The sequence below is a fragment of the Lactobacillus juensis genome (assembly GCF_036246285.1).
In the GTDB taxonomy this organism is placed as follows: Bacteria; Bacillota; Bacilli; order Lactobacillales; family Lactobacillaceae; genus Lactobacillus; species Lactobacillus juensis.
The window spans coordinates 92,407-112,316 of the sequence record NZ_BTTS01000001.1 but is presented as its reverse complement, the minus strand read 5'-3'; the positions used below and the strand labels follow the sequence as shown (position 1 = coordinate 112,316).

Genomic DNA, 19,910 nt, shown 5'->3' with positions numbered 1-19,910 from the left:
GTTGCAGATGTGGAGGAATCCACAAATACAACTACTACATAATACTACTCTTAAGTCTAGTTGGCAATAAAAAATGCCCTTTTTACTAGACCGTTTAGTATTAAATTTGCCACTTGCCACCGTGTACTTTAGCAATATTTTCTGTAACAATAAATGCTTCACTGTCAATTTCGCGGGCTTTGGCAACTAATTGACCATATTCATTAGTATCAACAATTATTACTAACTGTTGCTTGTCCTGGTCACTGTATCCACCTACAACGTTATAAACAGTCAAGCCATCGTAATCCTGCTGAAGCATCTGCCTAATTTTATCTAATTTATCGTTACTCATTATGCGGACTTGGTATTTTTTGTCAAAACCAGTCTCAGTATAACGCATAGTAATTGTAGTAATGACCTGAGAAAAAGCTGCCAGTAAAAAAGCTTCAGTGCCATCAACAAAAATATTTAGCACAATGACCGACATATCAATGACCATTAGCGATATAGCAGGATCAACATAAAAATATTTTTTTATAATTAGTGGGGGAATTGTAGTTCCTCCAGATGAAGCGTTAATTCGGTAGAGCATTGTAACACCAATACCCATTAAAACCCCGCCATAAATTACCGCCAGCATGTTATTTGAGGTTAATTTAAAGCTGGGGGTTATTGCCATTAAAACAGGTACTAAAAGGCTGCCCAGAGCAACTTTTTTCAAAGTTTGCCTGCCTAAAAATATGGCAGCTAAAATTAACATTAAGCCGTTTACTACAAATACCGAAACTGATCGGTTAATTCCCCAAACGGCTTCAATCAATATTGAGATCCCTGTGGAGCCACCAGCAGCAACATTTATCGGAGCATAAAAAAAGTTAACAGAAATTGTAATTATTTCCAAACCAGCTAAGAAAAAGAGCCAGTATTGCCACGTGTGAGTTTGCTTTTGTGTGTCCATCTCATCTTCCTTCCATAAAATTGTTATTTTATATTTTACAGGAAAATAGCTAGATTATGCAAGAAATACGGGGTTTGTTAAGCTTAATTATTTCCAAAAGAGCACGGATAAGAAAATAAAAGGATATTATCTTAAATTATTAAGAAATTATAAATTTTATTGATCAGCAAGTTGGTATCTAATCGTCTGATTGCCTTCATATGCTGGTAAACCTTTTTCAGCGCGGTATAATGCCCGCTCAAACGCTTGATAGCCTTTACTAGAACTAACAGCAAATTTGATGTGGTATTTGCTGGCAAACTCACTGATATTCCAGGTACTGTCATGAGCTGCAAAAGCCGTAACCAAGATCACGATGTCTAAATCTTTAATTTGGTTTTCAATAACTTTTTTTCTGCCCTGAAAAGCATCAACAGGAATTGGAATTCCATTATACCTGTTAACTATTCCTTCTAGCATGGCCTCATTTTGGTTATTACCAATCGCAATTCCGACTCTTTGATAATGTAGGTCCATCGCAAGTTTAGGTAAATCATCTTTCTTTGATTCAGCAGTACTTTTTTTCTTTTTGGTGCCAATAGTTTGCTGGGGCTGGTTAAGTTGATAAACCCAGCGAATTTGAATAGCTTCAGCGGGGTTCTTTCTCAAGCGCACATCCCCATCGTACCAAGCTAAATCTACAATTGAACCATCAACTAGCTTAATATTTTCATCCCAGTATTTACTTGAATCTACTGATAAAAGAACTGCTTTACCATGAACTCGCAATTTCTTGCCCTGAGCATTATGTGAAATGGCCAAGTGTCCAGGTCGTCCTTGAACTACCGCATATTTGAATGTTGAAATGGAATCAACTTCCATACTAGGAAGTTCACGAAAGCCAACAATCCTTAAAATGGTCGCTTCATAGTGAGAATTTTTTCCTTCTGGCACAGCTTCAACAATATCTCCACTTTTCAAATTCAAGGAATGGATCTGCGATTCTTTTAACGTATAAACGGTCCTATTACTATCATTAATCAAATCACAGCCTGACAATAAGCGAACCACTGTATATCGCTTTCCTTTGCGGTAATCTCTAGTAGGTCTTTTAGGTGTGGCGACAGCTTGCTCAAATACTTTTTTATTGATTAAATCTTTAGAAACCTCAATTGACTTAATTGCTTCTTTTAAAGCAACTAAATTTTGACGGTATTCTTTATTGATACCTTGGGCAAGCGTTAATTTTTGTACAGCCGAAAGTGCTGTATTTTTAGCTGAAATGTTTGCGGGATTAGTAATTAGCTGCGTTAGACTTGTTAGTAATAAATTAAGCTGCTGTAAATCAACTTCAATGGTATTTTTAACTTTGCCAGTTGAATTTTTTTGATCTGCATTATCAGTCATGCCCAGGATTAGTTTTATTGCGGCCAAACCATTCTTGAGGCTCTTCTCATCTCCACCAGTCTGATTAAGAATCCTTTTTAAATTATTGCGATAATCGAACATATTTTTACCTGTCTTTTTGTTATTTACTTAAGTATAGCAAATGCAAAAAAGCCTAGCTCAATGCCAGGCTTGAAGTCAGAAATTAGAAAGCTCCACCACCGGAACCCCCACCGAAGCCACCGGATGAGCCGCTGGAAAAGCTGCTTGAGCCGGTAGATATACTGTCGTTAAAACAAGAATCAAAGTTAGCAGAAAAGCTATCTTTGCCGGTATTAGAAACAAAACCATAGTAAAAGTAATCACTACGAGCCAGTTCTTCTTGACTGAATTCTATTTTCAGTTCTTTCATTACTTTATTGGCTAAACCAAAAGCTACGGCATAAGGCATGATATCTTCCCACAAAATGAGGTCGCCAACATCCTTCATCTTAAACTTACCGATATCTTTTAGCATTTTCTTGAAACCACGTATCTTTTCGGTTTCAATCTTTCCTTTTTCAGAATAAATACCGGTACGTTTGACATTAAAAATCAGCGCCAGTAAATTCAAAATTAGGATAAAAGCTTCGCCAAAAACTATCACTAAAATAAACTTAAGTGAGCTCATTAGAGCTATTACAGAAGCAGCAAAACTGATGACCATCATTAAAATTATAATGGCAGAATTTCTATTTTTACGGTTTATTAACGAATCGGGCAAATATACTTGCTTTTCCTTGCTGTCAAAATAATCTCCTGCCCAAAAATCAAAGTCGCTTCCTAGTTTTTTACCATGATATTTTTTTAGGGCCTGGGTGGTAAAACTAGTTCCGTCCCCAATTTTGTTAAAAAGAGTTTTCATTAAACGGCTCTCGTCAACTATGCTTTCGTCTATCGCAGTTATCCGATAATAAGTTTTAAGATGGGTTTTATAATCTTCAATCTCAATTTTTTTCCGTGCTGCCAGTTCCATCAAATAGGCAGTAAACGCGCGATTATCCGGTTGCTTTGCAGTATCCAAAATTTGAGCTAATATTGGGTCCACGTCAGGTATTTCATAGTTATGAGCTAATTCATGACTCTTGCGGGGCATAAAACCAATTTTTTTGGCTCTAAAACCCTTAATGATGCCTAAAAGTCCTGCAATTAAGCTCAAAGCAATTAGCAAAAGACTCCTTTTTGCCCTTTTTTGTTGATTTAATAAAGTATACTGTGCTAATTTTTTCTCTTGTTTTATCACTGCTTGGCGGTGATTCTTATTTTTGACGTTTTGATTATTGGCAGTGATTTTAGGAGGAAAAATAGTATGCACTTCAATCCCGGTATCACCAGCAAGATTTTCAGCTGTCATGACAATTTTTCCTTTTTGAGGATTAACTTGCAGATGACCATCAAGTGGTCCGTGGGCCCATGCTTTTAAACCTTTCACCGGTCCTGGAAAAATCACGCTTGCTTTAACATAGTCTAAGTCGGTGTCCCAACCGTCGCCAATAATTTTAAAATTAAGTTCGGCTACATCACGGTAATTGGTAATGGCATTAGTGATACGGTAAAAATAAGTAACAGTAAAGCGACTATTACTCTTTATATTGTGAAATACTTTAAAACGGTAGCCCTTTTTATTTCTTTTAAGATCATAATCATCAGTTTTGCGGCCCTTGTCGTTGCCATCTGCCACTTTTACTGACGCATCAGCGATTTTCTGATTCGATTGCAGATTTTGGCGATAAAAAACTCCATGTGCAGAACTGTTGAATTTATACGTAATTGCCCTTTTCATCGTCAACGAGCCGTCTGAATTAACTTTAGCTGTAGTAATGTTTTTAGCAATATCATAATCAACATCGGCTTTTACTTCTTGTCCAGAAACAAAACAAAATAATAGAATTCCCAAAAGAGATACAAGTTTTAGAATTTTATGTTTCATATTTTTCCTATCTTTCGTTCTTCACTTTTCTTTATTATACAGATTATGAAATACAATTAACAAATCAATTTTCACTCCCTTAACTTTGCCACCTATTTTGCTTTAAAAATAAGTTGGACAAAAAAGAAATTTTCGGTTGCAATTACAAAAACTTTTCTCTATAATAGTTAATGTTCTTGCGCGAGAATACGCAAAACTGTCGGTCTGGTAGCTCAGCTGGATAGAGCAACGGTCTTCTAAACCGTGGGTCGTGGGTTCGAATCTCACCCGGATCATTCTAAATAGTTTTTATTGGTTTTTACTAATTATAAATCCCGTTATATCAATAATTTTGTTTTTATTGATTATTATTAAATTTAAAGTTGGCTAACATTTTGGCTAACATAGAAATAGCCCTAGCATTTAAGCTAGAGCTATTTTTCTATTTCCTTTATAAATATACATTATGGGATTTTTAAGATCTCCAAATGTTAAAAAAGTGATCAATTATCCTGTTTTAGCTCTTCTCTTCTTATCTTGATGTATTCTAATGTTTTGTCTAAATCTTCTTCATCTGCATATTTAAGAATGAAATTTTTAGAATCTGACCTTCTCCTAATATAATTCATTCTTTTTTTATGCGCATCATTCCACTTTTTATTTGCTCGCTTTTGAGCCTCAGTTAGTTTAGCCATTTGATCACTCCTAAAATTAAAACAATTACCATAACTGTAACTAATATTGTTTTACAGAATGTTTTGCGTCTTAAGTCAATCTTTGTTTTAATTGTCAAATTTCCTTTTTTAGTTTCAAAGTTATAAATTTTATTCATTGTAACAGATACTTTTCTATAATATAATGTTTTTATAAAAAGCAAAGAAGAGAAACCTTTTCCCTGTTTTTCATCTTTTATAGATGATTTTAAAAGCTATTATTCTGAGATTTATTTTGAAGTGGAGCTCGATAGTAGCTTTTTATTTTCTCTTTTTTTCTTCATCTCCTTACCTCCTTATAAATATACCTATGGATGTATATTGTCAACAACTTTTTAATAATTTTTTACGTTCAATCACATATTTTTCATTACTATTTAGGTCTTCTTCAGTGGCTAATTTTAAAATAAAATTTTTAGCAGTCGACCTCTTATTTAAGTACAACAAACGCTCTTTATTATTTTTATCCCACTTATTGTTAGCCCGTTTTCTAGCATCAGTTGCCATAAATTTTATCCTCTCAACATCATTAATACTCTTAAAACAATTATAATAATTGCACATACTAAAATTATTGTCCACGAGGTACGTTTACTCATTGCTATTTCCTCTATAGTGTTTTATATTATAGCAATAAGGGAGTGTCTGGCTTCCCCTTGCTACTAGGGTTTAAATGTAAGTACTCGAGCAGTGCTATTATTGCTGATATGATTGAAGCACCTGTTCCTATAAGTTCTAAAGTTGAAGCTTTAGAACTTTTTTTGTTTTCTTTTTTTCTTCATGTCTCTCACCTCCTTACATATTATGTAATACATTCTTTAGAGTACATCGCAAATAATGTTTTGCAATTTTTTCTAAAAAAAGTTAATATTAATTTAGAAGTTACTTTCAAACTTCTTTTACTTTATAGCTCCCATTTGGGAGTTTTTTTATTTAAAAAATTAAAAATAATTATAATGATCAAATTTCATTTTTTCTTTTTCAATTTTTTGCTCTTTTTTTATTTTATCAATAACATATTGATACATGTCAACTATTGGAAAATATAGAGTTGCAAATGTGGTAATAAGTTTCAAAAGAAGCAAAAAATACCATTCAAACTGTTAGATATTTTTATTGTAGAGACCTATGAGGAGACAGCTGTCCAAGCTGCCGTAGCTAGCAAAACTTGACAAATAGTCGTAAGGATCGCTGTAGTCTGTATTCCCCAAATTATGTGTTACCCAGTTGTGCGTTTTTACATCTTCTTTTTGTTTTTATTTTGTGGCGATTTAATAATATCAAGGCAGAAGCTAAAAGTATAAAAAAGAACGATGAAATCATCGTTCTTTTTTCGTGGTCTGAGAACTAGTTTTTTCCCAGACTCTTTTAAATAATAAGTCATTTTAATCAAAAACAGAATCTTTTCTACTATTTAACCAGCTTGCCACTAATTTTTCTTGATTTTTGATATCAGCACCCTTTGCCGTTTAGGATTTAACCGGTAATAACCTGAGAAAATTCCCAAAAAAGTTAAAACAACTGTTCCGATAACCAGCAATAAAATGCTGTCTTCATGAAGTTCTCCGATAAATTCATATAGAGAAGATACCATCTTCAACCAACCACCAAGAGAAACAAAATACCAAGCTGTAGCTTTATCAATAAAACTCATAGCTGTACGCAAATCAGATTCATTTTTGATAATACTACCTAGAATTTTGACTGCACGCCGTTTTTCAAGATAAATTTTGACGATAGGTATAATCCAGTACAAAGGAGAAATTTTTGGTTGTGCTTTACTCGATTGGTTAAATTCTTTCAAAAACCATTCATAATCATAAAGTTCCATTAATCCCTGATAAAGAGGAAAGGCAAACAACAACCAATCTCCTAAAAAACTGATGCAATTAATAAACAGTGAGATAATAAACACTTCTTTCTATAATCATTTGTTGTAAAACCTATTCAATATTTTACTCGACATTATTCTAGTAGTTATTAAAAAGTTATTCAAAAATATTATCAACTTTGCGCTAGCTGTTTTAACAAAAGGAATATCCAATTTTTTAATAATTAACTAACCTTATTTCTTTAAACGAGATAATTACTAAGTGTTTAAAGCTTGATATACCAATGAAAAATTTTCTTTAAAAATAGTCTTGCTTTTTTTATGTTGTTAAGTTATGATATTTCTTAAATATTTATGAGAGGTAAAGATTATGACGGCAATTCAAAAAATTAATCAACCGCAAGTAAAATATTATTTCTGGTACTTCAGCTATTTGATCTGAGTGCCTAGTTTGTCATTGTCTTAGACACACAGTTCAATCTTCATGACAATTGTGTGTTTTAAAGACTTAAGTACTTTCTTCTCTAAAAACTCACACAGTTGTCGTCATCTGTGTGAGTTTTTTATTGGGAGAGTAAAATGAATACTTTGAAAAAAATTACGTTAGATACACTAAATGGCTTATCAACGGGTATAGTTGTTGCTTTAATTCCTGGAGCCCTAATTAATCAATTGGTAAAAGCATTGCTGCCAAGCATGCCTCAATTAAGCTTTATTTTAGCTTTGACCACCTTTGCTTCGGCATTGTTGCCAGCAATCAGTGCTGTCTGTGTCGGTATGACTGGTAAATTAACACCAATCCAAACCTCATCTATTGCTTTAGCGGCAACAGCTGGAGCTGGTAACTTTGTGATGAACAAAGGTAAAGTTGCAGTAATGGGCAGTGGTGACGTTATTAACACGGCCATCACTATTATGATAGCTTACGGCCTAGTTTTGTTTTTTGGTAAGAAATTAAAAGCATACACAATTCTATTAGTTCCACTGCTTGTTCTGCTAATTGCCGGAGGAATTGGCTGTCTTACGCGCATCCCTGTTGGTCAATTAACCAGTTTGATTGGAGTCGGTGTTGAAAAATTGACGGCATTGCAACCAATTATTATGGGAATGTTGATGGGAATAGTATTTGGGTTGCTTATAGTTTCCCCCATTTCTTCAGTCGGTATCGCCACCGCGATAAGCATTTCTGGTATAGCTTCCGGTTCTGCCAATTTAGGTATTACAGCTGTTGCTTTTTCTTTAGCTGTTTTCGGTTGGAAAGCAAATAGTTTTGGTACCTCAATAGCCCACTTCTTGGGTTCTCCTAAAATGCAAATGGCTAATTTAATGACTAATCCCAAATTACTTATCCCGCTTTTAATTAATGCCGGTATAATGGGTGCTCTAGGTGCAGTATTTCAAATTCAAGGTACACCGATGAGTGCGGGATTTGGCTTTTCGGGATTAATTGGCCCTATTGCCGCCATGGCAAATCGCCCAGCGAATTTGGTTAATATTTTACTGATTGCTGTTCTTTTCTTTGTGTTACCTATTGCATTAGGTATCGCAATGAATTACCTCTTTAATAACAAAGTTCATCTTTTTACCAGCAAAGACTTTGAACTAGATTTCAGTTAGTTTAAAATCTCTATCCTTCTTGTTTTAATAACTTGTTGCTATAATTAAATAGGGAGGGTATGAAAATGATCAAATTCTATGGTTATAAACGCTGCTCAACTTCAAGAGCTGCTCAAAAATGGCTGACCGATCACAATGTTAAATTTGAATTTCAAGATTTGGTTGAAAAGCCACCAAAAAAAGAAGATCTAGTAAAATGGATGAGTCAACATCAGGACCGTGGGTTAAAGTACTTTTTTAATACTCACGGGCAAGATTATCGTCAATTACATCTCAAAGATCAGATAGCAGATATGTCTATTGAAGATGCCGCTGACATGATGTCCAAAAATGGTAAGTTAATTAAACGTCCATTAGTGGTTGAAAATGATCAGCTCACTTGTGGTTTTAATGAAAAAAATTACCAAGAGGTGTGGCTTAAATCCGAGAAAAATGATAACTAAGAAAGAAGAAGGTTCTAATTATTTAGTAACCCTCTTTTTTTATTCTCACCACTGACTTTCTAATATTTGGCATAACAGGTAAAATAATACAAAAAGGAGAATTTTATGAAATATAATCAATATGCTTATGTGAAAACTGATTACAAAACACAAGTTAAAGAATTACTGCAAATTAAATTTTTACCAATGAATTATGAAAAACGCTCTTTTTCAAATCTTTTAGGTGAACTTACTGCAAATGCAGTGGCAGTGATTGACCCACGAGACGAAAGTGCCCGTAAAGCAAAATTAGCTGAGTTTGCAGTTTCTGATGTCCAGACTCTTAATGCTTTTTTAGATACCAATCCCGAGGAAATCACTTCTAGCCAATTTTATAATGTTGCATTGCAACTTCTTGGCTACCATGTTGGCTATGATTATCAACTAAATGACCCTTTGGCTTTTATGGGAAAGCAGGCATTACCTTACATTGAGAAAATTAACGACAAGAAATCTCTTATTCAAGCTTTTTATCGTTTGCTTAATACTCGTGCCAAAAATGGACAACTGCTAATAGATGTCATGGCGGGTCAAGGCTATTTTTACAATAGAAAAACGGAATTTGCACCTAATGAGTTTCTCTTTTTTAATGGTAAAAGTATGCCTGTTTTTGATACCAGCAAGGTGATCCGAGAAGTCGTTTATGTTGAAAGTGATTTGGATACAGACGGTGATGGGAAGAGTGATCTTTTACAAACAACAATTTTTCGTCCAATTGAAAGTGAAACTTTACCGGTTCCTGCTCTTTACACTGCTAGTCCCTATTTTGGCGGTATCATTGATAACGAAAAGCGCAACCACAACGTAGATGAAAATTTGACTGATGCCACTGAGTGGACTAATCCACAATATCGGGCCTCTGCAATTGTTAAAGCAAAAAAGCCGCTGGATAGTGAAAGCTCATCTAGGCCGGTAGAACAAGCCGTCGGCAAATCTTCTTACGGTCTGAATGAATATATGTTGGCTCGTGGATTTGCCAGCGTATTTGCTGGCGCTATCGGAACACGGGGCAGCGACGGTCTCAGAATTACTGGTGCTCCGGAAGAAACCGAAAGTGCCAAGGAAATAATTGAATGGTTGCACGGAGACCGCATTGCTTACACTGATAGAACACGTCAACACGAAACTAAAGCAACTTGGTGTAACAAAAAAATTGGGATGACTGGTCGTTCCTATTTAGGGACTCTGCAAATAGCCATTGCTACTACAGGTGTAGCTGGCTTAAAAACAGTCATTTCTGAAGCTGCCATTTCTTCCTGGTATGATTATTACCGCGAGCATGGCTTGGTGATTGCACCAGAAGATTGCCAAGGTGAAGATTTGGATATGCTTGCAGAAACTTGTCAGTCTAATTTGTGGGATGCTGGAGATTATTTAAAAATTAAGCCTAAGTTTGACGAAATGCAGAAAATTTTACTAAAAAAGGCTGATCGCAAAACTGGTCAGTATTCAGATTTCTGGGAAAAACGCAACTACCGCCATCATACTGATAATATTAAGTGCTCCTGGATTAGCGTTCATGGTCTAAATGACTGGAACGTCAAGCCTAAGAACGTCTATAAAATTTGGCAAAAGGTCAAAAACCTTCCTGTTGCACATCACCTTTTCTTGCATCAGGGACCTCATTATAATATGAATAATTTGGTTTCAATTGATTTTACTGATCTAATGAACTTATGGCTGGTTCATGAACTCCTGGGCATTGAAAATAACGCATACAAGCAGTGGCCAACTGTGCTTATTCAGGATAACCTAAAAGCAGATAAGTGGCACAAAGAAAAGGATTGGTGTAATGACATTGGCAGCGAAACTGTTTATTTCCCTAATTACGATAATGAGTTAACCAAAGATGCTAGCAGCAAACAAAAACTTTCCTTTACCGATGTTGGTGGAACTGAATTTAAAAAGGCAAAAATTTCTGAAAATGACTGGCAATACCAATTTATTTGTGGTGAAGAAAAATGGTCAAAAGCTAGTTTGCGTTTTACTACGGATGAATTTATTCATCCAGTAACAATCGTTGGTCGACCAGAAATACGTCTGCGTGTTTCATCAAGTCTTAACAAAGGACAGATTTCCGTCGCCCTGGTAGAAATTGCTGATCGCAAGCGCTTAACTCCTACTCCCAAAATTTTAATGTCTGGCGGACAAGAACTGGGTTTTCATTTTCAACTTGACTCTTTGCAAGAATTTATGCCTGACAAATTAACTCATGCTAAATTAATTACTAAAGCCCACATGAATCTGCAGAATTACGCAGATATGAAAAAGCCACGTAGTATTAAAGCCGGTGAGTTTTATGACTTGCAGTTTAAATTACAGCCAACTTATTACACAATGCCTGCTGGCAGCAAACTTTGTTTAATTATTTATTCTACTGATCAAGGAATGACCAAAAGACCTCTTGAAAATACAGATTACACAATTGATCTGTCTGAAACTGCCATTAAATTTAGTACTAAATAAATCTAATTTTATTTATGCCAGAACTTTTAAAAGTTAAACATAAAAAGCAGCCGTGTTAAAAACACAGTTGCTTTTTAAATTACCAAATTTTATTTGATGTTTATTGTAGCAAACGACCTGTTTTCTAGTGCAGTCAATAATGCACGTGCAGTATCTAGACTGGTAATTAGCGGAATATTTTGCTGAATAGCAGTCTGACGAATAACAAAGCCATCAGATGTTTTAGCCAGATCATGTCCCATAGTATTAATTACCAAATCGATTTTGCCAGTTTTCAATTCATTTAAGATATTTGTGTCAGTGTCTTCATGAATTTTATCTACCAAAGCAACATGTAAATGATTTTGTTTTAAAAATGTTGCTGTGCCACTGGTAGCAAAAATACGGTAACCGATTTGGGCAAATCTTTTGGCAATAGGCAAAATTTCTTGTTTATCACGGTCTTCGATTGTTAATAAAATATTGCCGCTGTCAGGGATCTGCATGTTTGCACCTGAGAAAGCTTTGTAAAGTGCCTTAGGAAAACTAAAATCACTACCCATGACCTCACCAGTTGACTTCATTTCTGGTCCTAAATAACTGTCAACATCAGAAAGTTTGCTAAATGAGAACACTGGGGCTTTAACACTAATCATTTTAGTTTCTGGTGCCAGGCCATCATCATAACCCTGTTCCTGTAAACTTTCACCCATAATTACTCTGGTTGCCACCTGCGCCATTTCAATAGAAGTAATCTTGCTTAAAAAAGGTACAGTACGACTAGCACGAGGATTGACCTCAATAATATAAATTTCACCATCGCGCTCAATTAACTGCAAATTCATTATTCCGCGACAATTAAGCTTTAACGCTAACTTCTTAGTAATGTCGGCTATTTTTTGTTTAATTGTGGGAGAAAATGTTTGAGCAGGATAAACAGCCATGGAATCTCCGGAGTGAACTCCAGCATGTTCAATATGTTCCATTATTCCGGGAATAAGTACCCTTTCGCCATCGCAAATCGCATCGACATCACACTCGCGCCCATCAAGATAATCATCAACTAAGATTGGATGACTGCTTGCAATATCCACATGATTTTGCAAATAGTCTTCAAGTTCTGGCTGATTATAAACAATTTCCATTGCTTTTCCACCCAAAACATAACTTGGTCTGACTAAAACCGGATACCCCAACTTGTCTGCTGCTTTGATAACACCATCATGTGTGGTAGTCGTAATTCCTTGCGGTTGCTTCAAGCCCAATTCTTTTACTACTTGATCAAACAATTCGCGATCTTCAGCTCTGTTCAGGTCTTCCACACTGGTACCCAAGATTTTAACACCATGCTTTTCTAGCCCAGCTGCCAAATTAATTGAAGTTTGACCACCAAACTGGATAATTACACCTTCAGGTTGCTCAAGATCACAGACATTTAAGACATCTTCTAAAGTAAGTGGCTCAAAATATAATTTATCAGAAACAGAAAAGTCGGTTGAAACGGTTTCTGGATTTGAATTAATTACAATAGCTTCATAACCCATTTTTTGTAATGCTTTGACACAATGAACAGTGGCGTAGTCAAATTCCACACCCTGACCAATACGAATTGGACCTGAACCAACAACTAAAACTGATTTTTTACTATTCTTCCGACTCTCATTTTCGGTATCGTAAGTAGAATAGAAATAAGGAGTTTGTGAGATAAATTCTCCAGCACAAGTATCTACCATTTTATAAACTGGCACTAAATGGTTCTGCTTGCGCAAATCTCGCACTTGGTCTTCATCCTCATGCCACAAATTTGCGATAGTATGGTCACTAAAGCCGTATTTCTTAGCATTTTTGAGCACAGCCAGATCATCTGGATTAGCCTCAATAGTCTTTTCTAGATCAACAATATGCTTGACAATATCTAGAAAATAGAAATTAATTTTGGTTAATTCATGTAAGTCTGACATTGCATAGTCTCTGCGAAAAGCCTCCGCTAAATAAAAGAGACGGTCATCCTGAGCTTTAACCAGTTTATTTTCCAGTTCTTCATCACTTGCATCGTGTGCTTCAGCTGAATAAAAGTCTTTTTGGTCAATTTCCAAAGAGCGAACAGCTTTTTGAAAGGCTTCTTCAGCTGTTCTGCCTATAGCCATGACTTCTCCAGTCGCTTTCATTTGTGTGCCAAGTTCACGATTTGCTTTGGCAAATTTATCAAAGGGCCAGCGCGGTATTTTGCAAACAACATAATCCAGGGCTGGTTCAAATTCTGCAAAAGTAGTGCCCGTTACTGGATTCTTTATTTCATCTAAAGTAAGACCCACCGCGATTTTAGCAGCCATCTTAGCAATGGGATAACCCGTGGCCTTTGAAGCCAAGGCAGAAGAACGGGAAACACGCGGATTAACCTCAATGACATCATAATTAAAACTATTTGGATCAAGGGCTAACTGAACGTTGCAGCCACCTTCAATTTTTAACGCCCGAATAAGTTTTAAAGAACAGTCACGCAACATCTGATATTCTTTATCAGATAATGTCTGAGACGGTGAAAAAACAATTGAATCTCCCGTATGGATACCGACAGGATCAAAGTTTTCCATACAGCAAACAATCATGGCATTATCGTCATGATCTCTCATGACTTCAAATTCAACTTCCTTGTACCCTGCTATTGACCGTTCAATTAAACATTCAGTAACAGGAGATAATTCCAAGCCATTTTTGGCGATTTTAGCGAGTTCATCCCTGTCATTGCAAATGCCGCCACCAGTTCCACCCATAGTGAATGCCGGGCGAACAATGATGGGATAACCAATTTTGTCTCCAAAATCTAATGCCTCTTGCACTGTCTTTACACTAGTTGAAGGTGGCACTGGCTCTCCTAATTTTTGGCACAATTCTTTAAATTTTTCTCTGTCTTCGGCTTGTTCAATTGAATTGAGCTTTGTTCCCAATAATTCAATGTTTAGTTCATCTAAAATACCACTTTTAGCTAATGATAAAGCCATATTTAAACCAACTTGACCACCTAAAGTCGGTAAAATAGCATCAGGAAATTCTTTACGGATAATACGTGATACTGATTCTACAGTTAATGGTTCAATATAAACTTTATCGGCTATTGTGGTATCAGTCATAATTGTGGCAGGATTAGAATTAACCAGAACCACTTCATAACCTTCTTCACGCAAAGCAAGGCATGCTTGTGTACCGGAATAATCAAATTCTGCAGCTTGACCAATAATAATTGGTCCTGAACCAATTACCATTATTTTTTCAATATCAGTTCTTTTAGGCATGATTTTCAACATCCTTTCTTTGGTCAATCATTTGCATAAAGTAATCAAAGATGCCTTCTTCATCGTGAGGGCCAGGCGTACTATCAGGGTGAAATTGGACGGAAAAAGCAGGATATTTCTTGTGCCGCAAACCTTCGATAGTACCGTCATTAACTTCAACATGAGTAACCATTAAAATATCAGGATCAATTGAATCTCGGCTAACAGCATAGCCATGATTCTGTGAGGTAAAGCCAATATTTCCTGTGGCTATTTCACGTACAGGATGATTAAATCCCCGATGACCAAATTTCATTTTATAAGTATTCGCTCCATTAGCCAGAGCAAATACTTGATGACCCATGCAAATTCCCATTAAAGGAACATGCTTTTCTACTTCTCGGACCATTTTGACTGCACCCTGCATTTCTAAAGGATCTCCAGGTCCATTAGACAGCAAAACGCCATCCGGATGAAGAGATAATATTTTTTCAGCTGAAGTAGTATAAGGCAAAACTATACAGTTGCAATCTCGTTTGCTTAATTCACGCAAAATACTATTTTTTAATCCAAAATCTACTACAACAATATTGCGCTTTGAGCCCGGCACAGGATAAGATTTTGTAGTCGCAACTCTTTTAACTACGTCCTTTGAAAGTTGACTTGCTTTTAATTGCTCTGCAATCGCAGCAGCATTCTCCTTAGAATCACAAATTTGACCCTTCATTGTACCGTAGGCACGTAATTTTTTAACCAGTTTTCTGGTATCTATTCCTTGAATACCAGGTACATCTAGACTCTTTAAAAAATCTGGTAAAGTAGTTTGCATGCGCCAATTATCAGGGTGTCGTGCCACTTCATGGCAAATCACTCCTTTTATGCCCGGCTCAAGTGATTCATAATCTGCCAGCGTGATCCCATAATTGCCAATTAACGGATTAGTAAAAACTAAAATTTGATCAGCATACGATTGATCGGTAATTGCCTCTTGATAACCTGTCATTCCGGTTGTAAACACGACTTCACCTTTAGTCGCTTGACTTCCACCAAAGCCTTTGCCTGCAAATATACTGCCATCTTCTAAAATTAAATATCTCATTTACTTTCCTCACTTTGAAAAACAATCTGGCCGTCGACCATTGTTAAAACAGTTTGGCCATAAACTGCATCACTATTAAAAGGAGTATTCCTTCCCTTAGACTTAAAATTAGCTGCATTAATAGCTTCTTTTTTGTGAAGATCGAAAATTGCAATATCTGCCGGTTGACCTAAAGCTATTTTTCCAGCTTTTTCCAAACCAAAAGTTTTAGCGGGAGCCAAAGTGAGCCAATTTAATAACTGCTCAAGAGTAAAAATACCAGTTTTAACAAATTTAGTGTAGAGCTCACTAAAAGCCGTTTCGCTGCCAACAATACCAAATGCAGCCGTGGCAAAACCATTTTGCTTATCACTTGCAGTATGAGGAGCATGATCAGTAGCTATCATGTCAATTGTGCCATCAAGTAATCCAGCTAAAAGTGCTTTTTGATCTCCTTTGGTTCTCAAAGGCGGATTCATTTTAAAATTAGCATTATCACTGATAATATCTTCTTCTCCTAATAGAAGATGATGAGGAGCAACTTCGCAGGTAACATTAATACCTTTACTTTTAGCAATTCTGATCAATTCAACGCCTTTCTTAGTAGAAACATGGCAAACATGGTAATGAACGCCAGTCTTTTGCGCCAATAATAAATCTCTGGCAATTTGAGTTGTTTCAGCTAATTCAGTAATTGGAGCTAAATTAAATTCACTAGCCTTTTGACCTTCATTTATAACGCCATGTTTGAACAACGAATCATCTTGAGCATGTTCGGCAATAATTAAATTATTAGCCTGCGCCCTTTGCATTGCCAAATACATCGTGCCAGCATTCTGAACACCTTTGCCATCATTGCTCAGTGCAATACAGCCAGCTTTTTTTAGAGCTGCATAATCAGGAATTTCATTAGTATCTTCATTAACTGTAATAGGTGCATATTGCAAAATATGGACTACACCATTTTCACAATTGTTTTGTACCATTTTACTCATAAGTTCTGATGTATTGGGTACCGGTACTACATTCGGCATTGCACAAACAGTAGTGAAACCACCATGTGCTGCTGCCAGCGAACCGGTTCTGACATTTTCTTTATCAGTTTGTCCAGGATCTCTGTAATGAACATGTACATCAACAAGTCCTGGGCTTACTAATTGATTTTTGGCATCAATTATATTTTCTGCTTTTAAACCAATACCAATTGCAGAAATTACACCATTTTTAATTAAAAGGTCACCATGTACTATTTCTCCATCAGTATAAATATAGCCATTTTTAATCACAGTTGTCATCAAGACAATCCCCCTAATTTGCGTCCACGCATAACTGCTTCAATCATTGCCATTCTCATAAAAACGCCATTTTCCATTTGCCTTACAAACCGACACTTTGGAGCTTCAACTAAGTCACCGCTAAGTTCAACATCATGGTTAATCGGACCCGGGTGCATAATAATGGCATCATCTTTCATTTGCTCATATCGCTTTTGGTTAATTCCATATTTTGCTTGATACTCTTGAGCATCAAATTTTGCTTCGTTAGGATCACCAGCGTGTCGTTCGTGCTGAACTCTTAACAGCATCATTACATCCATTTTATTAATCAAGTCATCAATTGGTTTATATTCACCATACTTATCGTATTGTGTGTCATACCAATAATCAGGACCAGAGAAATAAACTTTGGCTCCAAGCCTGGTCAAAAGTTCCATATTACTTTTAGCAACTCGAGAATTAGTAATATCTCCTACGATAGCTACTTTAAGGCCCTTAAAATGGCCAAAATGCTCATGAATTGTCATCATGTCAAGCATACATTGTGATGGGTGCTGACCGCTTCCATCTCCGGCATTTATCACGCCTATATCAAGGTGTTGGTTTTGCTTGGGGTGTATCAGTTGGTTATAGTATTCATTTTCAGTATGCCTGATAACTTCAAGATCAATCCCGAGAGCTGCCATGATAAGTGAAGTATCGTAAAGCGTTTCACCTTTTTTGGTTGAACTGTGAGCAGGGTCAAATGGTATTACGCTTAATCCTAATTTTCTTTCTGCCATTTCAAAACTCGTGTGAGTTCTGCTAGAATTTTCAAAAAACATGTTTGTGACAAAAACTGGTTGTGTTAGGTGTGGACGAGCACCACCTTTTTTAAAGAACTCAGCTCTTTCAATAAGTGCCATTACTTCTTCAACTGTTAAGTTTTCGACACTTACAAATGATTTTAGGGTAACAAGATTAATATTTTTCATTTTTACTCTCTTCCAAAAAAATAAACCTAAAGCTTTTCAGCTCCAGGTTTAGCAAAAGGGTTTTTAGTATAGTCAGAGACTCAATAAAATGAACTCAAACCCTTCTGACCCTCTCTGGAGCCAATTAAACGGTTGAATTAATTTTTTATTGTGGCAATGGTTTTAATTCCACATTGTCTTTATTATCAATTTCTTCTACATGAACAGCTATCTCTTCATGTGATGAAGTTGGAATGTTTTTACCAACAAAATCTGCTCGAATTGGAAGTTCGCGATGACCACGGTCAACCAAAGCAGCAACGGCAATTGAACTAGGTCTGCCTTTATCCATTAAAGCATCCATTGCTGCTCTAATTGTCCGACCGGTAAAAATAACATCATCAACTAAAATCACGTGTTTATTGTTAATTTCAACACCGAGTTCACTCGAATTAACAACGGGATCTAGTTTTAATGATGCATCGTGACGATCATCACGATATAAAGTAATATCAAGCTGACCAAGTGGAACATCAACACCTTCAAGCTTCTGAATCCGATCATGAATGCGTTGAGCTAAATATACACCACGAGTTTTTATTCCTACCAGAACCAAATTCTCCGTGCCTTTATTTCGTTCAATGATTTCATAAGTAATTCTTGTCAACGCTCTTTTCATTGCTGAGGCATCCCAAATTTCTTTTGTCATTTTTTTCTCCTGTAGTACATTGCCCATGAAAAAAGCACTTAATCTATTTGAGACTAAATGCTTTGTAAAAGTCAATACTTAATTGAGCTTTCCTTGCTAGCCTCACGGGACTAATTTTAAAGGACATCTGTTTAAATATACTGTTTCGAATTCAAATTGTCAATAGTAAAGTTGGATATTGCTAATGTTAGCTTTTTAGTTATATTCAACTTGACCAACTAAATCTTTAATATCATTGACTCCTAAATTATTCAAAACCTGCGGTAAGTCATGGACAATATGCGGACAAGCTAAGGGATCCTTAAAATGGGCACTACCTACTGCAACAGCGTTAGCACCAGCAAGCATAAATTCAACCACATCTTCAGCCGATGCAATTCCCCCCATACCGATAATTGGCAAATTTGTAACCCGTCTTACCTGATTAATCTGATATAAGGCAATGGGCTTCACTGCAGGACCAGAGTAACCACCAAAATTATTTCCAAGAAGAGGTTTGCGAGTCTTTATGTTAATCCTCATACCAGTTACAGTATTTATTAAAGATAAGCCATCAGCACCACCTGTTTCAGCAGCCTGCGCTAATGCAACTATATCAGTTACATTAGGCGTCAACTTTACAAAAACGGGCAAATCAACTGTATTTTTTATTGCAGCAGTCAGTTTCTCCACCACTCTTGGATGAACACCAAATGCCATTCCACCTTGAGCAACATTGGGGCAAGAAACATTAATTTCCAGAGCATTAACCAGTTTGGAATCTGACAGCTTTTGAGCAACTTCAATATAGCCTTCTTCACTTTCACCGCCTACACTGGCAATAATCGGTAGTGCTGGATATTGCTTTTTTAAATTAGATAACTTTTCGCTGATAACTTTATCAATCCCGGGATTGGTCAAACCAACTGAATTTAATACACCGTTATCTAAAACTGCAATTTGTGGTTGAGGATTTCCTAAACGCGGATTCGGAGTAGCAGTTTTAATAATTAGCGCTCCCAGTTCGTTCAAATCAAATTTTTTTGCCGCTGGCACATCTGCGAAACCGAAAGTACCACTAGCAGGCATCACTGGGTTTTTCAAATTAAGTCCAGGCAATTTTACACTGATGTTTGTCATTTTACCCTCCAAAAATGTAAGCTCACTGTCAATACAATTATTTTTGGATATATTTTACACAATTTCTTTACTTTTTAAAAACAAAATTTTTATTGTATTTTATAAACAAAAATGGTAATCTCATTAATGATAAACTTTAAACGGTACAGAGAGACCGCAAG

The 19,910-nt window shown here is 36.0% G+C and carries 15 protein-coding genes, 1 tRNA gene and 1 other annotated feature (1 of these 17 running past the window's edge); of the genes, 4 read left to right on the top strand and 12 right to left on the bottom strand.

Features of this window, described 5'->3' with window-relative positions; all coding sequences use genetic code 11:
- Positions 1-13, bottom strand: a sequence feature (ribosomal protein L21 leader region) (it extends 62 nt beyond the left edge of the window).
- A gap of 87 nt (positions 14-100) precedes the next feature.
- The 3 genes from AAA926_RS00565 to AAA926_RS00555 all read right to left on the bottom strand — a co-directional run bounded on the left by AAA926_RS00565 (position 101) and on the right by AAA926_RS00555 (position 4,274).
- On the bottom strand, positions 101-940 hold the full coding sequence (locus tag AAA926_RS00565; RefSeq protein WP_198178926.1) for a YitT family protein: 840 nt from the start codon (positions 938-940) through the stop codon (positions 101-103).
- A 156-nt stretch (positions 941-1,096) separates the two neighbouring features.
- On the bottom strand, positions 1,097-2,428 hold the full coding sequence (locus tag AAA926_RS00560) for a DUF2325 domain-containing protein (protein ID WP_198178924.1): 1,332 nt from the start codon (positions 2,426-2,428) through the stop codon (positions 1,097-1,099).
- A gap of 82 nt (positions 2,429-2,510) precedes the next feature.
- The gene (locus tag AAA926_RS00555; protein ID WP_198178922.1) at positions 2,511-4,274 is read right to left on the bottom strand and encodes a DUF2207 domain-containing protein; all 1,764 of its coding nucleotides are present in this window, start codon (positions 4,272-4,274) and stop codon (positions 2,511-2,513) included.
- Positions 4,275-4,475: 201 nt separating this feature from the next.
- Between AAA926_RS00555 and AAA926_RS00550 the strand changes: the two genes are divergently transcribed.
- A tRNA-Arg gene (locus AAA926_RS00550) sits at positions 4,476-4,549 on the top strand.
- 207 nt (positions 4,550-4,756) lie between these two features.
- Here the strand turns inward: AAA926_RS00550 and AAA926_RS00545 are convergent.
- From AAA926_RS00545 to AAA926_RS00535, 3 genes are all read right to left on the bottom strand, one after another.
- Entirely contained in the window at positions 4,757-4,948 is a 192-nt protein-coding gene (locus AAA926_RS00545) for a hypothetical protein (RefSeq protein ID WP_198178920.1), read from the bottom strand.
- 342 nt (positions 4,949-5,290) lie between these two features.
- Positions 5,291-5,473 (bottom strand): hypothetical protein, encoded by a 183-nt coding sequence (locus tag AAA926_RS00540; protein WP_198178918.1) that lies wholly within the window; start codon positions 5,471-5,473, stop codon positions 5,291-5,293.
- Positions 5,474-6,395: 922 nt separating this feature from the next.
- Positions 6,396-6,827 (bottom strand): hypothetical protein, encoded by a 432-nt coding sequence (locus AAA926_RS00535; protein WP_052060376.1) that lies wholly within the window; start codon positions 6,825-6,827, stop codon positions 6,396-6,398.
- 549 nt (positions 6,828-7,376) lie between these two features.
- Here AAA926_RS00535 and AAA926_RS00530 point away from each other — a divergent pair.
- The 3 genes from AAA926_RS00530 (at position 7,377) to AAA926_RS00520 (ending at position 11,362) form a co-directional block, all read left to right on the top strand.
- The gene (locus AAA926_RS00530; RefSeq protein WP_198178916.1) at positions 7,377-8,414 is read left to right on the top strand and encodes a PTS sugar transporter subunit IIC; all 1,038 of its coding nucleotides are present in this window, start codon (positions 7,377-7,379) and stop codon (positions 8,412-8,414) included.
- A gap of 65 nt (positions 8,415-8,479) precedes the next feature.
- Positions 8,480-8,857, top strand: coding sequence for an arsenate reductase family protein (locus tag AAA926_RS00525; RefSeq protein WP_198178914.1), 378 nt, complete (start codon positions 8,480-8,482; stop codon positions 8,855-8,857).
- A gap of 105 nt (positions 8,858-8,962) precedes the next feature.
- Complete coding sequence (locus tag AAA926_RS00520; RefSeq protein ID WP_198178912.1) at positions 8,963-11,362, top strand: Xaa-Pro dipeptidyl-peptidase; 2,400 nt, start codon at positions 8,963-8,965, stop codon at positions 11,360-11,362.
- Between the two features lie 89 nt (positions 11,363-11,451).
- On the opposite strand, the gene carB is transcribed toward AAA926_RS00520, so the two are convergent.
- From carB to AAA926_RS00490, 6 genes are all read right to left on the bottom strand, one after another.
- Entirely contained in the window at positions 11,452-14,634 is a 3,183-nt protein-coding gene (carB, locus tag AAA926_RS00515; protein WP_198178910.1) for a carbamoyl-phosphate synthase large subunit, read from the bottom strand.
- Positions 14,627-15,712, bottom strand: a complete 1,086-nt coding sequence (locus AAA926_RS00510; protein WP_198178908.1) for a carbamoyl phosphate synthase small subunit — start codon at positions 15,710-15,712, stop codon at positions 14,627-14,629. The genes carB and AAA926_RS00510 overlap by 8 nt, the downstream gene beginning before the upstream one ends.
- Complete coding sequence (pyrC, locus tag AAA926_RS00505) at positions 15,709-16,986, bottom strand: dihydroorotase (protein WP_198178906.1); 1,278 nt, start codon at positions 16,984-16,986, stop codon at positions 15,709-15,711. The genes AAA926_RS00510 and pyrC overlap by 4 nt, the downstream gene beginning before the upstream one ends.
- Positions 16,986-17,942 carry an aspartate carbamoyltransferase catalytic subunit gene (locus AAA926_RS00500; RefSeq protein WP_198178903.1) on the bottom strand — a complete coding sequence of 319 codons (957 nt, stop codon included), beginning with the start codon at positions 17,940-17,942 and terminating at the stop codon, positions 16,986-16,988. Before AAA926_RS00500 ends, pyrC begins: the two co-directional genes overlap by 1 nt.
- A gap of 145 nt (positions 17,943-18,087) precedes the next feature.
- Positions 18,088-18,630, bottom strand: a complete 543-nt coding sequence (gene pyrR, locus AAA926_RS00495; protein WP_198178901.1) for a bifunctional pyr operon transcriptional regulator/uracil phosphoribosyltransferase PyrR — start codon at positions 18,628-18,630, stop codon at positions 18,088-18,090.
- A 195-nt stretch (positions 18,631-18,825) separates the two neighbouring features.
- Positions 18,826-19,749: a dihydroorotate dehydrogenase gene (locus AAA926_RS00490; protein ID WP_198178899.1), complete on the bottom strand. Its 924-nt coding sequence runs from the start codon at positions 19,747-19,749 to the stop codon at positions 18,826-18,828.
- Positions 19,750-19,910: the final 161 nt, after the last annotated feature.

Coding starts and splice junctions, on each gene's coding strand:
- AAA926_RS00490 (WP_198178899.1), bottom strand. CDS start 19,749: ATGACAAACATCAGTGTAAAATTGCCTGGACTTAATTTGAAAAACCCA.
- AAA926_RS00565 (WP_198178926.1), bottom strand. CDS start 940: ATGGACACACAAAAGCAAACTCACACGTGGCAATACTGGCTCTTTTTC.
- AAA926_RS00560 (WP_198178924.1), bottom strand. CDS start 2,428: ATGTTCGATTATCGCAATAATTTAAAAAGGATTCTTAATCAGACTGGT.
- AAA926_RS00525 (WP_198178914.1), top strand. CDS start 8,480: ATGATCAAATTCTATGGTTATAAACGCTGCTCAACTTCAAGAGCTGCT.
- AAA926_RS00540 (WP_198178918.1), bottom strand. CDS start 5,473: ATGGCAACTGATGCTAGAAAACGGGCTAACAATAAGTGGGATAAAAAT.
- AAA926_RS00500 (WP_198178903.1), bottom strand. CDS start 17,942: ATGAAAAATATTAATCTTGTTACCCTAAAATCATTTGTAAGTGTCGAA.
- pyrC (WP_198178906.1), bottom strand. CDS start 16,986: ATGACAACTGTGATTAAAAATGGCTATATTTATACTGATGGAGAAATA.
- AAA926_RS00520 (WP_198178912.1), top strand. CDS start 8,963: ATGAAATATAATCAATATGCTTATGTGAAAACTGATTACAAAACACAA.
- AAA926_RS00510 (WP_198178908.1), bottom strand. CDS start 15,712: ATGAGATATTTAATTTTAGAAGATGGCAGTATATTTGCAGGCAAAGGC.
- pyrR (WP_198178901.1), bottom strand. CDS start 18,630: ATGACAAAAGAAATTTGGGATGCCTCAGCAATGAAAAGAGCGTTGACA.
- AAA926_RS00555 (WP_198178922.1), bottom strand. CDS start 4,274: ATGAAACATAAAATTCTAAAACTTGTATCTCTTTTGGGAATTCTATTA.
- AAA926_RS00530 (WP_198178916.1), top strand. CDS start 7,377: ATGAATACTTTGAAAAAAATTACGTTAGATACACTAAATGGCTTATCA.
- AAA926_RS00545 (WP_198178920.1), bottom strand. CDS start 4,948: ATGGCTAAACTAACTGAGGCTCAAAAGCGAGCAAATAAAAAGTGGAAT.
- carB (WP_198178910.1), bottom strand. CDS start 14,634: ATGCCTAAAAGAACTGATATTGAAAAAATAATGGTAATTGGTTCAGGA.